Consider the following 14452-nt stretch of genomic DNA (forward strand, 5'->3'; position numbering starts at 1 on the left):
GCGTTCACCCCGCGATAAGGGCTGGTGCGGTATCAAGGCTATGGCGACGGTCCAGCGGGGCCGGAAGTACAAGCGGAATCAAGTCTATGGATATTGGATCAAAACGACCCAGTGAATTGTCTCCCGCCGAGAAACAGGCCTGGAGGGCCTTTGTCGCGGCCGATGAGGCGCTGGCCAGTCCGTATTTCGCGTTTGAATTCGCGGAATGTTGCGAAGAGGCCCGCGATGACACGCGTGTGCTTGTGATACGCAAGGCGGGACAGATCATTGGATTTCTACCCCTGCACACGGGCAAGCTGGGTTATGCGCGGCCGCTGGCGGGGCCGATGGGTGATGTGCAGGGACTGATTGTCGAACCGGGTGTCGACATCGATTTGCGAGCCGTGCTGCGGCGGGCGGGCCTTCCGCTGTTTGCCTTTCATTCCGCATTGGCGAGCCAGAAAGTCTTCCACGACAATGCCGACGAATTCTGCGGCTCATGGATGATTGATCTCTCCGAGGGATTCGACGCCTGGGAAGCGCGCCGCGGCCAGGTCGTTCCCAAGGCCATGCGGACCTTGCGCTCTCGCCGCCGCAAGCTGGACGAGCTGGAGGGCGGCCATCGCTATGTGATGGAAGACAGCAATCCGGAAGTCTTCGACCGGATGCTCGAATGGAAACGGCAACAATACGACTCAACCCATGTTTTCAACGTGTTTTCCGTTGACTGGACCCGCGATCTCCTCAAAGCCGTGCTGCGCCGCAAGGGCGAGTTTTTCTCGGGCAGTTGTTCATCGCTCTATGTCGGTGACGAGCTGGTGTCGGTCCATATCGGGATGGAGAGCGATCGGCTCTCGCATTACTGGTTTCCGGCCTATCACGCCGATTACGCCCGCTTGAGCGCCGGTGTGCTCCTGCTCACCGAGGCCGCGCGTGCGGCGGCCGCCAAGGGACATCTGGCAGTCGAGCTCGGTCCGGGCGATTTTCAGTTCAAGCGCGATCTGTCGAGTTTTCAGGTCGGTCTGGCGAGCGGTTGTATCGCCCACAAGTCATTGCTGTGCGCAACCCGCGATGCTGGCCAGGCGTTGACCCGGGCTGCGGAATCCTCACCGCTTGGCCCGATCCGGCACTGGCCGGGCAAGCTGATGCGCAAGATTGACCGGCTCAGCGGGTTCTACGCGCTGTGACCGGCCCGAGCCGCCGATCTCTCATCGCCGCTGCCGGGCTCGCTTCGCTCGGTCTGCCCGGGTGCGCCCGGGCCCGGACCAATCGGCTGGAATTATGGAATAACCACACCGGGCCGCATTTGCGCGGGGCTGTGCTGGCGCAAAGACGGGTCTTTCCGGAACTCGACGGCCCGGAATTTCTCGGCTCCGGCGCGGTCGGCGTCCCGGTCACCGATGCATCCCTGCGTGAGCTCGCTGCCAGCGGTGCCAATCTGGTTGTCCTGTCCCATCCCGGGACGGTCGCCGAATGGGCACCCTATGTGCCCGATCTGGCGGTTGAGGATCATCTCAACGACATGGTTCGGCGCTGCGAACTGGCCGGCCTGTATGTCGTGATCGGGTTTCGCACCGGGCCCGGGCGCAGCGAATTCACCTTCCATCGCGGCGGCGCCGATGGCTGGTTTCCCGCTTCAATGATCAATGATGATGTCTGGGTCTCGACCGAGGCCCAGGATGGCTGGGACATGATGTGGCGGCGCACGGCAAGCCGTTTTCGCGACCGCGCCAATGTCGCCGGCTATCTCCTGATGGTCGAGCCGAATGCCAACCAGGCCGCGCCGGGACCCGATGGCGGCGATCTCGATCAATGGGACCCGGCTCTCCTGGCGCAACAGGTCGCCGGCACCCCGGCCGACTGGCCGGCGCTGGCCCGGCGCCTGGCCGCGGTTATCCGCGAGCATGACACTGACACGCCCATCCTGATCAATCCGGACGGTTACGGGCATAGCAGTTTTGCCGGGCTGCTGGACCTCAACAGTGCGCCGGGCCTGGTGCTGGCCCTGCATGATTACTCACCGCGCGCCTATACACACCAGGGTCGCGGCGCCAATCTCGGCTTCGACCGCGGCGAGGCTGAATTCATGCCGCCTGACGCTGCGCGGTGGATGATGGGTGAGTTCGGGGTCGCACGCTGGGCGCCTGATGCGCCGCGCTATCTGCGCCGGCGGGCAGCGTCGCTGGAGCGGGCCGGAGCGGGCTGGGCGATGTTTCGCTGGGATAGCGGCTGGCGCCTCTATGAGGACCGCGAAAACATGTTCAATCCGGTTTACGGCGCCGATCCTGACGCGGTCAGCCCGGCGGCGGATGCGCCCATGTTGACGGCATTGCAGGATTTGTGGCGCCGCAACCGGATGCGCCCGCAATCACTGTTGCGGCGCTAGGCTGCCCCGTTTTCGCCGGGTCATACCGTGCAGGCGGCCACCCCTATCCATCGTCGCGCATTCGCTCTCGCCGCAACTGGACGGCGCCAGCCCGGTCAGACGCTAGCGAATATTGAGTTTGTCGCCGAGCAGGGCAGGCAGGGTCCGCAGCATGATCATCAGGTCGAACCAGAAATCGGCGCGCGCAATATAATCGACATCCCACTGGATCCGCTCGCGTGCGGCTTCCGGTGAATGCAGGGGCCCACGCGAGCCATTGACCTGGGCCCAGCCGGTAATGCCCGGCTTGACGCGGTGACGGTGGGCATATTCGGCCACCAGTTTGGAGGTCTCGGTGCCGCCCGTGCGCATGCCCGGAGCGTGCGGACGCGGACCGACCAGCGACATCTCGCCGCCGAGCACATTCCACAATTGCGGCAATTCATCCAGGCTGGTGCGACGCAGAAAACCTCCAAGCCGGGTGACCCTTGGGTCATCAAATTCGACCTGGCGCACGGTCTGGGTCTGGCGGTCCGGCGAGTGTCGCATGGACCGGAATTTGTAGACAGTGATCATGCGGCCGTTAAAGCCTTCGCGCTGCTGGCGGAAGATGGCCGGGCCGGGGCTTTCCAGCCGGACGGCGATGCCGATGATCAGCATGAGCGGCAAAAGGCCCATGAACATCAGCGAGGCGAATACCAGATCCTGAAGGCGTTTGGCGATCATGTGACCGACGCGTTCCTCAAACCCGCTCATCCGTGCCGCCTGCACGCCGACCACATCTTCAAGGCTGGTCGTGTCGGGGTCGAAATGATCGAGGTCGAGCAACAGGCAGACCGGTTGCGGCAGGGCGCGCAGCTTGCCGAGCAGAATCCGCACGCGATCTTGCGCCTTGGGCGTCACGGTCAGGATGATCCGGTCGACATCGGGCAGAGTGCCCCATTTGAACAGGTCATCCGTATCGCCCAGATAGGGTGTGCCGGCGAGTTGCGACGGGCTCCGTGCCTTGCGGTCGTCGAAAATGCCGACGACATTGACCGTGCCCGAGCCCTTGTTTGCGGCGATCAGCTTGCGCGCATTGGGCGTCGCGCCAACCAGCACGACATTGCGCGCCAGCCGTCCGGCCTTGGCCCAATGCTCGATGAAGCCGGCATAGATAATGTGCAGGATTGTGACGGCCGCCGTCGCGGTGATGGCAAATCCGGCGACCAGGTCGACGGTGCGCGGTGCGGTCAGATGCGCCAGTGCGATGATCGCCGCGCCGCTCAGCCCGACGGCGATGAAGGCGGTCAATACGCGATAGACGACGATGCCGCGCGGATCGACGCGGTAGAGTTTGAACATCAGCAGCAGGGCGGGGGTCAGGGCCGCGAAAGCGGCCAGCGGCAATAATTCGCCCGATGGCACCTGGTTCACGGCGCCGCCGGAAATGGCAAAGGCGCCGGCCGTACTGATGATGGCGATGGCAAGAATATCGATCGTCTGCATCAGATGACCGAGCGCCTTGCGGTTGACGCGGTGTTGCGGCGCCCGGGCCTTGGCCCGCATATGGGCGCGGGTGAGGGCGGCCGCATCGGCCATTGCCGGGCGGACATTATCGGTCATATCATTGGCCGGTCCGCTCTGCGGCTGACGTCGTGAACTGGAATATTCCAAGGCCTAACCCCTTATTCGATCCGGGCAAGCTAGCGCATTGAACACAATATTCCGTTGAGAAGCGTGGTTAGCGGAGTCTTGATGCGCGGCTCGCTGGACAGAATCCGCACTGGCATTTTGTTGCGTTGCAGCATAGAAGCCCGGTCTGGCATGCGCGCGGTCACGCGCCGATACCGAATGGATACATCTGATGAACCGATCTCCCCTCGCCGTGTTCGCGGAACGCGTGTCCGCAACCATTCTCAATCGCGGTGCCGGGCCGGACCTGAATCCAACCCGGATCCGGATCGAGCTTCTGGCGGGTCTGACGGTTGCATTGGCGCTCGTACCTGAAGCGGTGGCCTTTGCCTTTGTCGCTGGCGTGCCGCCGCTGGCCGGGCTCTATGCCGCCTTTATCGTCGGCCTGATCACGGCCGTTTTCGGTGGCCGTCCGGGAATGATTTCCGGTGCGACCGGTGCACTTGCCGTGGTTATCGTGCATCTCGTCGCGACACACGGGATTGAATATCTGTTCGCGACCGTCGTGTTGATGGGCCTGATCCAGGTCACGGCCGGCGTTCTGCGCCTGGGCAAGTTCATCCGAATGGTCCCGCACCCGGTGATGCTCGGCTTCGTCAATGGCCTGGCGATCGTGATTTTCCTGGCCCAGCTCGACCAGTTCAAGATTATCAATGAGAGCGGCGAACATGTCTGGATGACCGGCATGCCCCTGATCCTCACCCTCGGACTGGTGGTGCTGACCATGTGCATCATCCAGTTCTGGCCAAAAATCTCCAAATCCATTCCGGCACCGCTGGTGGCGATCGGGATCGTGGCGGCGCTGGTGATCGGCTTCAATATCCCGGTTTCGCGGGTCGGCGATCTCGCCTCGATCGCGGGCGGCCTGCCGCAATTCCACATTCCGGAAATGCCGCTCACTCTGGAATCGCTCCAGGTGATCCTGCCCTACGCCTTCATCCTAGCCGCGATCGGTCTGATCGAGAGCCTGCTGACGCTTAACCTGGTGGGCGAGATTACCGGCCAGCGTGGCGGGGCCTCACGCGAATGCGTGGCCCAGGGCGCGGCCAATATCGTCACCGGTTTTTTCGGCGGCATGGGCGGCTGTGCGATGATCGGCCAGTCGATGATCAATGTGAAATCGGGCGGCCGCCTGCGTCTGTCGGGCATTTCCGCCGCGCTCTTCCTGCTTGTTTTCATCCTGTTCGGCTCGGGCCTGATCGAGCAGATCCCGCTCGCCGCCCTGGTCGGCGTGATGTTCATGGTCGTGATCGGCACTTTCGCCTGGCAGAGCATTCTCGTGCTGCGCCGTATCCCGCGCAATGACGCCTTCATCATCCTGCTGGTCACCGGCGTGACGGTGTATAGCGATCTGGCGATCGCTGTGATCGTCGGCGTGATCGTCTCGGCGCTCTTCTATGCCTGGAATGCGGCCTCGCGCATCCATGCTATCACCGAGATCAACGAGGCCGGCGCCAAGGTCTACAAGGTTGAAGGTCCGCTCTTTTTCGGGTCATCGACCGGTTTCATGGAGCTCTTCGATGTTGCGGGCGATCCGCAGCGCGTCATCGTCGACTTCAACGAATCGCGCATTGTCGACCAGTCGGCCCTGCAGGCGATCGAAGATCTCGCGGCCAAGTATGATGCCGCCGGCAAACAGCTGGAATTGCGCCATCTCAGTCATGATTGCCATCAGCTTCTGACCCGTGCCGGTCAGTTGATGGTCGATGCCGATGATGACCCGGAATATGCGCTGGCGGTGGATTACCAGGTCCGTCTTGGCCGTATGGGTGGCGCCCACTAGCAGGGCTCAATCGCGGCGCTGGCCGGCGCCCACTCACGTTACAAAACCGTTAGTTTGTCGCTTTGGCCGCGGCACTCTACTCTCCCCCATAATCTTTGGACTCATTGGGGAGCGTAATATGAGCCGATACCTTCTGGCACTCGCTGCATCGACCATTCTGTGTACTTCGCCTGGCCTGGCCTGGCAGGATGGCGAGGCCGCTGACGACGCGGCTCCCGCCGGATGGGATGTCGCCAATCCCGGCCTCGACATGCGCCAGGTGCCGCTCAATGTCACAGAAGGCACGTGGATGAGCCTCGATGTCAGCCCGGACGGGCAGACCATCGCCTTCGATCTGCTCGGCGATATTTACACCATCCCGGTGGCCGGCGGCGAAGCGACGAATATCGCGTCCGGCATGCCCTGGGAAATCCAGCCGCGCTTCTCGCCGGATGGCAGCCAGATCGCCTTCACTTCCGATCGCGGGGGCGGCGATAATATCTGGATCATGAATGCAGACGGGTCAGATGCCGCAGCGCTGACCGATGAGAGCTTCCGCCTCCTCAATAATCCGACCTGGCATCCCAATGGCCGCTATATCGCGGCGCGCAAGCATTTCACCACCCAGCGTTCGGCCGGTGTGGGCGAAATCTGGATGTATCATGTTCTCGGCGGCGGCGGCGTCCAGCTGGTCGAGCGGCCCAATGAGAGCTTCCAGAAGGAACTCGGCGAACCGATGTTTTCGCCGGATGGGCGTTATGTCTATTACACAATGAATGTGACGCCGGGTAACAGCTTCATCTATGCCCAGGACTCCAACACCAATCTGTTCGATATCCTGCGCTATGACCTGGAAACCGGCGAGACTTCCACGGCCGTTTCCGGTGCCGGCGGCGCGGTGCGCCCGACGCCATCGCCGGACGGGCGCTATATGGCCTTCGTGCGCCGTGAGCGCATTCAGTCGACACTGTATATCAAGGATTTGCACAGCGGGGAGGAACGCCGTCTGGTCGGCAATCTCGACCAGGACATGCAGGAGACCTGGGGCGTCACGGGCATGTATCCGAATATGGACTGGATGCCTGACAGCCAGTCCATCGTCTATTGGGCCGGTGGCCAGATTCATCGCGTCGACCTGGCCAGCGGCACGGTCAGCGACATCCCGTTTTCCGTCAATGATACGCGCGATATCGTCGATCCACCGCGTCCGCAGGTCGAAGTCGCACCGGCAAGCTTCGAAACCCGCATGCCGCGCTTTGCCACGGCCTCGCCCGATGGCAGCCAGATCGTGTTTGAAAGCCTCGGCCAGCTCTGGGTGCGCGCTGCCGCGGGTGATGCGGCACCGCGCCGTCTGACCAATAATAATGGTGATCGCCGCGAGCTCTTCCCGAGCTGGTCGGCCGATGGCCGTTCCATCGTCTTCGCGACCTGGGATGACCAGGCGCTCGGCTCGATCCGCACCATTTCGGCGCGTGGTGGCCGTGAGACGGTTGTCACATCCGAGCCGGGTCATTATCGCCGGCCGCGCTTCTCGCCCGATGGCAATACCATCGTGTTTGAGAAAGGTTCGGGCGGCTATCTGACGGCGGCGGAATGGTCCGAAGCGCCGGGCGTCTACACCATTCCGGCACGCGGCGGCGCCATGTCGCTGGTGACGGACAGCGGCTCGAGTCCGCAATTCGCCCATCGCAATGACCGGGTGTTTGTCACGCGCGGCGGTGATGGTGCCTCACTGGTCTCGATGGATTTGAACGGAGCCAATGAGCGTATTCACGCCACCGGTGAGCTGGTGACGGAATATGAAGTGTCGCCAACCGGCGATCACGTCGCCTTCCGGCAGAATTACGATGTCTTCGTCACCCCGCTTCTGCCCGGCCCGCAAGCGGTCGGCGGCAGCCGGACCAGCGGCGCCCTGCCGACCTCCGAACTGTCGGGCAATGGCGGAACCTATTTCCACTGGAGCGATGGTGGTCAGCAGGTCAACTGGACGATGGGTCCGGTCTTCTATTCGGCCCGGATCGAGGATTTCCGTCCCAATCCGAATGCCGGCGAGGGCGAGGGTTATACTCCGCCGACAGAAGGCGTGAATCTCTCCATGACGGTCACCGCCGACCAACCCACCGGCATCACGGCCCTGGTCGGCGCGCGCATCATCACCATGGCCGGTGAAGATGGCGGCGTGATCGAGAACGGCACGATCCTGATCGACGGCAATCGCATCAGTGCGGTCGGCGCCGACATCGAAGTGCCCGAAGGCGCACGCGTGGTCGATGTTGCCGGGCGCACCATCACGCCGGGCTTCATCGATTCCCATGCGCATGGTCCGCAAGGCACGGATGATCTCATTCCCGAGCAGAACTGGTCGGAGATCGCCCATCTCGCCTTCGGCGTCACCACGACGCACAACCCGTCGAGCCGCGCCAGCCAGATCTTCTCGGCCAGCGAATACCAGCGTGCCGGCCGGCTGCTGGCACCGCGCATCTATTCCAGTGGCGAGATCGTCTATGGCGCCCGTGCGCCCTCGGTCTATGCCGAGATCAATAGTCTCGATGATGCCGAGCAGCATGTCTTCCGCCTCGCGGCGCAGGGCGCGCATTCGATCAAGAACTACAACCAGCCACGCCGCGACCAGCGCCAGCAAGTCGTGGCTGCGGGCATGGAGGCCAACCTGCTGGTCGTGCCCGAAGGTGGGTCCAATTATCATATGGACATGTCGCTGATCGCCGATGGCAATTCCTCGCTGGAGCACAACCTGCCGGTTTCGATGATCTATGATGACGTTATCAGCCTGTTCTCCCAGACTCATGTCGCCTATTCGCCGACCCTGGTGGTCAGCTATGGCGGTCTGGCCGGGGACCCTTACTGGCGCCAGGCGACGGATGTCTGGCTGCATCCGATCCTGTCGCGGCATGTGCCGCCGACCATTCTGCAAGCCAATAATGTTCGCCGCACCACAGCGCCGGAATCGGACTTTGTCGATGATGACAATGCCCGGGTCTCGCATCTCCTGATGCAGGCCGGGGTCGATGTCGTAATCGGGGCTCATGGCCAGGAAGAAGGCCTGGCGTCGCATTGGGAAATGTGGTCGCTGGCGCGTGGCGGATGGTCGCCGCTCGAGGCCTTGCAGGCCGCGACGGTGATGCCGGCCCGCCATCTCGGCTTCGACGCTGATATCGGTTCGCTCGAGGTCGGCAAGCTCGCCGATCTGGTCATCATGCGCGCCAATCCGCTCGATGATATCGGCAATACCGACGAGATCGATTTCGTGATGCTCAACGGGCGGCTCTATGATGCTGCGACGATGAATGAGACCGTCACGGGCGATCATGACCGCCAGCCCTATTTCTGGGAGTAGGTCCTTGCGGTATTGAATGAGAAGGGGCGCTCCGACGGGGCGCCCCTTTTTTGTGCGCTTGCGGCTGCGCCGCGCTGGGATAGACTTGCGGCCAAAGGGGAAATCTCATGAAACTGTCGAAGTTCTGGGGCCGGATTGTCATGGCCGTCACTCTGCTGGTGATCGCGGCCACCTTGGTCAATATGGGGTCGCAATATCTCAGCCTGCAGGTTTTCACGCGGCAGGCTTTCGAGGTCGCCGAAACCTATTCGGTTCGCATTGTGCGCGACGAGTTTGGCGTGCCGCAGATATATGGCACCACTGATCCCGATACCGCCTTCGGTCTCGGCTATGCCCAGGCCGAGGATGACTGGGCGACCTTGCAAACCACGCTGGTGGCTGCGCGTGGACGTCTGGCGCGCTATGCCGGAGCGGACGCCGCGCCGACGGATTACATCGTGCAGCTGCTGCGCATTCGTGAACTGGTCGAGGCGCGCTATGAGAGCGACCTGTCGCCGGCGACGCGTGCGCTCGTCGAAGCCTATGCCGACGGGCTCAACCTGTATGCCGCCGAACACCCCCGGCACACATGGTCCGACGAACTGCCGGTGCGCGGACAGGATATCGTCGCCGGCTTCGTCCTGCGCACGCCCTTCATGTACGGGCTCGACGCTGATCTGGCCGAACTGTTCGAGGATGAGCGTCAGCGCACCGTGTCGATGGGCTCCAGCGAGACCGCGTTTCAACTGATCGAGGGCGAGCGTCTGCCGTTCGGCTCCAACGCCTTCGCCATTGCGCCCTCGCGCTCGGCGGATGGCGCCACGCGCCTCTTGATCAATTCGCACCAGCCCTTCGAGGGGCCGGTCGCCTGGTATGAGGCCCGCCTTCACTCCGAGGAGGGCTGGGACATGGCCGGCGCAACCTTCCCCGGGGCACCGCTCATCCTGCACGGTTTCAATCCCGATCTCGGCTGGGCGCATACGGTCAATAAACCGGACCTGTCAGACATTTACGTGCTGGAGACCGAAGGTGATCGCTATCGGCTCGATGGCGAATGGCTCGATCTCGAGCACAGCACGGCGCGCCTGACGATCGGGATTTTCGGACCGATTCGCTGGACGGTGACGCGTGACATGTGGTGGTCGCGTCATGGCCCGGTCGTGCGCACCGATCATGGTGATTACGCCATCCGCTATTCCGGCATGGATCAAATCGGCCAGGTCGAGCAATGGTATGCGATGAACCGCGCCACGGATTTCGACAGCTGGATGGCGGCGATGGAGATCAATGCCATCTCCTCGCTCAACGCCGTCTATGCCGATCGCGAAGGCCATATCGCCTATGTCTATAATGCCCGCATGCCGGTGCGCGAGGAAGGCTATGACTGGCTGCAATACCTGCCGGGAGACCGCTCCGAACTGATCTGGGATGAATATTTGCCGCTCACCGCCATGCCGATCTATGCCGATCCGCGGAGTGGTTGGCTGCTCTCGGCCAATCAGACACCCTTTGATGCCACCGAACAGGCCGACAATATCGACGCGGCCGGCTATTCTCCCACATTCGGCATTCAGCCACGCTATTCCAACCGCGCCTGGCGCGGACTGGACCTCTTGCGGGCACAGGGCCGGATCAGCCGTGCAAGCTTGCTGGAGATCAAGTTCGACAAGGTCTACGCGGCCCAATCACCGGTCGCGCGCCTGGTCGACGAACTTCTGGCTGCCGATTTCTCCGCCGATCAGGATCTGGCCCGGGCGCAGGCCGTTCTGGCGCGCTGGGACTTATCGACCGATACCGCCAATCGCGAGGCGGCACTGGGCGTGCTGGTCGCGGTGCGCTGTATCGGCAACCTTCATACCGATGATCCCTGGTTGATGGATCCGGTCGAGGCCTTGCGCGAAGCGTCTGCCGATCTCATCGCGCATCATGGCCGGCTCGACCCGCAATGGGGCGAGATCAACCGGCTGGTTCGCGGTGAGCTCAATATCCCGATCGGCGGCGGACCGGATGTGCTGCGGGCGATCTATGCCGGCTCGCCTGATCTCGACGAGAATGGCCAGCTGAGAGCGGCGGCCGGCGATACCTCGATCATGCTGGTGGAATGGCTCGCCGATGGTTCACTCGACGCCTCGGCCATCATCCAGTATGGCGCCGCCACGCTGAACGAGAGCTCGCCGCATTATGCCGACCAGGCACCGCTTTTCGCGGCCGAGCAATGGCGCACACTCGATCTGTCGATCCGCGAGGGTGGTTACCGGCCCGGCGAGCCGCACTGAAGCCGGCGCGCGCTGTCAGCGGGTCTCGCTGAACTCGGCCATCAGCGTCGGCATGTCCTCCATGGGCGGAAAGGCCTCGAAGCTGTGGCGGGCCGGCGTCGTCGCCCAGGTCAGCTTGTCCTGCGTCATGGTCTCGATGAAGGGGGTGAACCAGCTGGTATCGTCAAACATTGTCGGGCGGACATTGACGAAATACTCCAATCCGGTGATGCGGGTGAAGATCCATGTCAGGCAGCTTGGGCAGAACTGGTGGTCCAGTTGACCGTCACCGAGACCGCCGCGTTGGGTCCGGCCTTGGGTGACGGCAAAGCCTTGTGGCGGCACCATCGCCGTCAGTGAGAAAGCGCTGGCGCTCATTTTCTGACAGCCGGTGCAGTGACAGGCCGCTGTCATCAGGGGCGCCGCGCTGATTGTGACATGCACCGCGCCGCATCGGCAGGCGCCATGAAGCGGCAATTTGGGTGTGGTCATGGCTCTCGTCCCGCAATGGTGTGGCTTGTTGTGCCGTTCTACACAGCGTGGCCAGGCCATTCCATCTGAAAATAGAGGGGCCGCCGCCTGTCGGCCGGTGAGGTGGTGCAGACACAGGGGTCCCGAACGTAAATCCCGGGCCGGCCTGGCGGTGAGTGTGGCGATCTATTCGTCCGTGACGAGCACATAGCGGCGATTGAGCGGCTGCACCGGGCGGAAGCTCTCGGGGTGGCGGGTCTCGAAGGTCTCGATCTGCCCCGGCGTCGCCGTGACCGGATGGGTCAATACGGTCCAGGAAACGATCTCGCTGCAGGGCGGCGTCGTCAGTGAGCCCTGATAGCGGAAGGATTCGCGGTCGACGGGCAGAAACTCATTGAGGTGCAGGCGCGCGGCAATGCCCGGCGAGGCATGGCTGTCGGCAGGCATGGCGGCCCACACCGAGTCGAGGGTCGCCAGCGCATCGCCGCGCTCGACCATCACGCCGATCACGGCGAGGTCGCCGGCTTCGGACTGGTGTACGAAATGCACTTCCATCGGCGCCTGGCGGCCATTGATCCTGTGTTCGCTGGCGGCATGGAAATGGAATTGCAGCAAGTTGTAGAAACGCCCGCCGATGGTCACCCCGCCGGCATTCTCGACGCCCACCTGCACGGTGTGACCATTATCGACCACGATGCCGGCGGTCTCATCGGCCCACTCGATCATGGCGGGCGCGAAATTCGCCTGAAGGGCATTGGTGAGATTGATCGGGGATTGTTGCTGGCCGGCGGCGCAGACGGCCCAGTCGGGATTCATCGCCTGCCAGTGCTGTGGCCCTTCATGGCCGTCATAACCCCAATGCTGGGCGTGGGCAGGGGCGGCGGCGCAGAGGGCGGCGGCGAGTGGAATCCAGATACGGTTCACGGGTGATCTCCTGATCCTGGGCGGGGCGGACATGGCGGCCGGGCGGCTGTCTGTTCGCCCGCCAAATTGCACGCGTGATTATGGAGCGACCCTTAACGCTTCGCCATCGGCGTCGCGATCGGCCGTCCAGACCGGATATTTCTGCATCACGCCGGTAAAGATCGCCGAGGCCAGATGCGCGGCGAGCCAGGCTTGCAGATGCGGCAGGGCCTGTTGTGCAAACCACTCACGGTCGGTGTGCGCGAACTGGCGCACGAAGGGGAAGATGGCCGCATCGGCCAGGCTCATCTCCGCGCCGCACAGACAGGGCGAGCGCGCCAGACGCGCCTCTAGTCCGGTCAGGATTTCCAGCCCGCGGGCGCGGTTTTCCAGCGCGCCCTCATCGGGATAGCGGTTGGGGTATTTATAGCGGTCCAGCGCCGCCTTGAACGGCCCGTCATTGATGGCCACCAGCTCGAACATCGCCTCACCGGGCGCCAGCCAGCCACGCGGGTCATTGCGGTCCAGCGCCCAGCGCATGATGTCGAGGCTTTCCGCGATCACCTGGCCGTCGGGCAGGACCAGAACCGGCACCGTGCCCTTGGGCGAGGCGGCGAGCATTTGTGCCGGCTTGTCGCGCAGCAGGACTTCGCGATGCTCGACTTGTGTCTCGCTCGCGGCCAGCGCCAGCCGGGCCCGCATCGCATAGGGGCAGCGGCGGAAGGAATAGAGGATGGGGAGGCGCGCGCTCACCTGGTCTCGCTTTCGCTGGCATCGTCTTGATACACGCGTCCGAGATGTTTCTCGCCGCGCTTCGCCGCCAGTTGTGACTGGCGATGACGTTCGGCAAAGCGCTCACGGTCGGCAGCGGTCATGCGGTCATGGCAATGCGGGCAGGAGACGCCCGGCACGAATTTCTCCGAGCGCAGATCCTCCGGCCCGAGCGGTTCGCGGCAGCCATGACAGAGCGTGTGGGTGCCTTGCTCCAGCCCGTGCACGACGGCGACGCGGCGATCAAACACGAAGCATTCGCCGCGCCACAGGCTCTCCTCCGCGGGCACGGTCTCGAGATATTTCAGAATGCCGCCCTTGAGATGGAAGACCTCGTCTATCCCCTCCGCCTTGACGAAACTGGTCGCCTTCTCGCAGCGAATGCCGCCGGTGCAATACATCGCGACGCGGGCATTGGGACGGCCCTGGCGGAATTGCCGGAACCATTCGGGGAATTCGCGAAAGCTCACCGTCTGCGGGTTCACCGCGCCCTCGAACTGGCCGATCCGCACCTCGTAATCATTGCGCGTATCAATCGTGACGACATCGGGCGAAGCGATCAGGTCATTCCACTCGCCCGGATCGACATAGGAGCCGACCAGTGCATTGGGATCGACGCCGGGAATGCCCATCGTCACGATTTCGCGCTTGAGCCGGACTTTCAGGCGCAGGAAGGGCTGGTCTTCCGCCCAGCTCTCCTTGTGTTCAAGATCGCCGCAGCCGGGCAGGGAGCGGATCGCATCAAGCATGGTGGCGATCCCGGCGGCGGGGCCGGCAATGGTACCGTTAATGCCTTCGGAGGCCAGCAGGATCGTGCCGGTGATCGCATTCGCCTCGCCGACCTGTTTGAGCGTCGCCTGCAGGGCGTCGAGCCCGGCCAGCGGGGTGAATTTATACAGGGCGGCGACGGTAAAGCGGGGCATGGGGGCAATCCGGTA

At 63.3% G+C, this 14452-nt stretch carries 10 protein-coding genes; 5 read left to right on the forward strand and 5 right to left on the reverse strand.

Features of this window, described 5'->3' with window-relative positions:
- Positions 1 to 86 precede the first annotated feature (86 nt).
- Together ACN0YJ_RS07780 and ACN0YJ_RS07785 are read left to right on the forward strand one after the other, a co-directional pair.
- Positions 87 to 1166 carry a GNAT family N-acetyltransferase gene (locus ACN0YJ_RS07780; RefSeq protein WP_417477102.1) on the forward strand — a complete coding sequence of 360 codons (1080 nt, stop codon included), beginning with the start codon at positions 87 to 89 and terminating at the stop codon, positions 1164 to 1166.
- Complete coding sequence (locus ACN0YJ_RS07785) at positions 1163 to 2365, forward strand: glycoside hydrolase family 5 protein (protein WP_417495841.1); 1203 nt, start codon at positions 1163 to 1165, stop codon at positions 2363 to 2365. Before ACN0YJ_RS07780 ends, ACN0YJ_RS07785 begins: the two co-directional genes overlap by 4 nt.
- 102 nt (positions 2366 to 2467) lie before the next feature.
- Here the strand turns inward: ACN0YJ_RS07785 and ACN0YJ_RS07790 are convergent, their stop codons facing one another.
- On the reverse strand, positions 2468 to 3949 hold the full coding sequence (locus tag ACN0YJ_RS07790; RefSeq protein WP_417490015.1) for an exopolysaccharide biosynthesis polyprenyl glycosylphosphotransferase: 1482 nt from the start codon (positions 3947 to 3949) through the stop codon (positions 2468 to 2470).
- 241 nt (positions 3950 to 4190) lie between these two features.
- On the opposite strand from ACN0YJ_RS07790, the gene ACN0YJ_RS07795 reads away from it, so the two are divergent.
- From ACN0YJ_RS07795 to ACN0YJ_RS07805, 3 genes are all read left to right on the forward strand, one after another.
- The gene (locus ACN0YJ_RS07795; protein WP_417477105.1) at positions 4191 to 5801 is read left to right on the forward strand and encodes a SulP family inorganic anion transporter; all 1611 of its coding nucleotides are present in this window, start codon (positions 4191 to 4193) and stop codon (positions 5799 to 5801) included.
- Positions 5802 to 5919: 118 nt separating this feature from the next.
- Entirely contained in the window at positions 5920 to 9135 is a 3216-nt protein-coding gene (locus ACN0YJ_RS07800) for an amidohydrolase family protein (protein ID WP_417495842.1), read from the forward strand.
- Positions 9136 to 9242: 107 nt separating this feature from the next.
- The gene (locus tag ACN0YJ_RS07805; RefSeq protein ID WP_417495843.1) at positions 9243 to 11390 is read left to right on the forward strand and encodes an acylase; all 2148 of its coding nucleotides are present in this window, start codon (positions 9243 to 9245) and stop codon (positions 11388 to 11390) included.
- A gap of 15 nt (positions 11391 to 11405) precedes the next feature.
- Here ACN0YJ_RS07805 and ACN0YJ_RS07810 read toward each other — a convergent pair whose 3' ends face one another.
- The 4 genes from ACN0YJ_RS07810 to ACN0YJ_RS07825 all read right to left on the reverse strand — a co-directional run bounded on the left by ACN0YJ_RS07810 (position 11406) and on the right by ACN0YJ_RS07825 (position 14437).
- Complete coding sequence (locus ACN0YJ_RS07810) at positions 11406 to 11861, reverse strand: GFA family protein (protein ID WP_417495844.1); 456 nt, start codon at positions 11859 to 11861, stop codon at positions 11406 to 11408.
- A gap of 165 nt (positions 11862 to 12026) precedes the next feature.
- Positions 12027 to 12764, reverse strand: coding sequence for a carbonic anhydrase (locus tag ACN0YJ_RS07815; RefSeq protein WP_417495845.1), 738 nt, complete (start codon positions 12762 to 12764; stop codon positions 12027 to 12029).
- Between the two features lie 78 nt (positions 12765 to 12842).
- Positions 12843 to 13445 carry a glutathione S-transferase gene (locus tag ACN0YJ_RS07820; RefSeq protein WP_417495882.1) on the reverse strand — a complete coding sequence of 201 codons (603 nt, stop codon included), beginning with the start codon at positions 13443 to 13445 and terminating at the stop codon, positions 12843 to 12845.
- A 47-nt stretch (positions 13446 to 13492) separates the two neighbouring features.
- Entirely contained in the window at positions 13493 to 14437 is a 945-nt protein-coding gene (locus tag ACN0YJ_RS07825) for a rhodanese-related sulfurtransferase (protein WP_417495846.1), read from the reverse strand.
- Positions 14438 to 14452 lie beyond the last annotated feature (15 nt).

This window comes from Maricaulis sp., assembly GCF_048270095.1.
In the GTDB taxonomy this organism is placed as follows: domain Bacteria; phylum Pseudomonadota; class Alphaproteobacteria; order Caulobacterales; family Maricaulaceae; genus Maricaulis.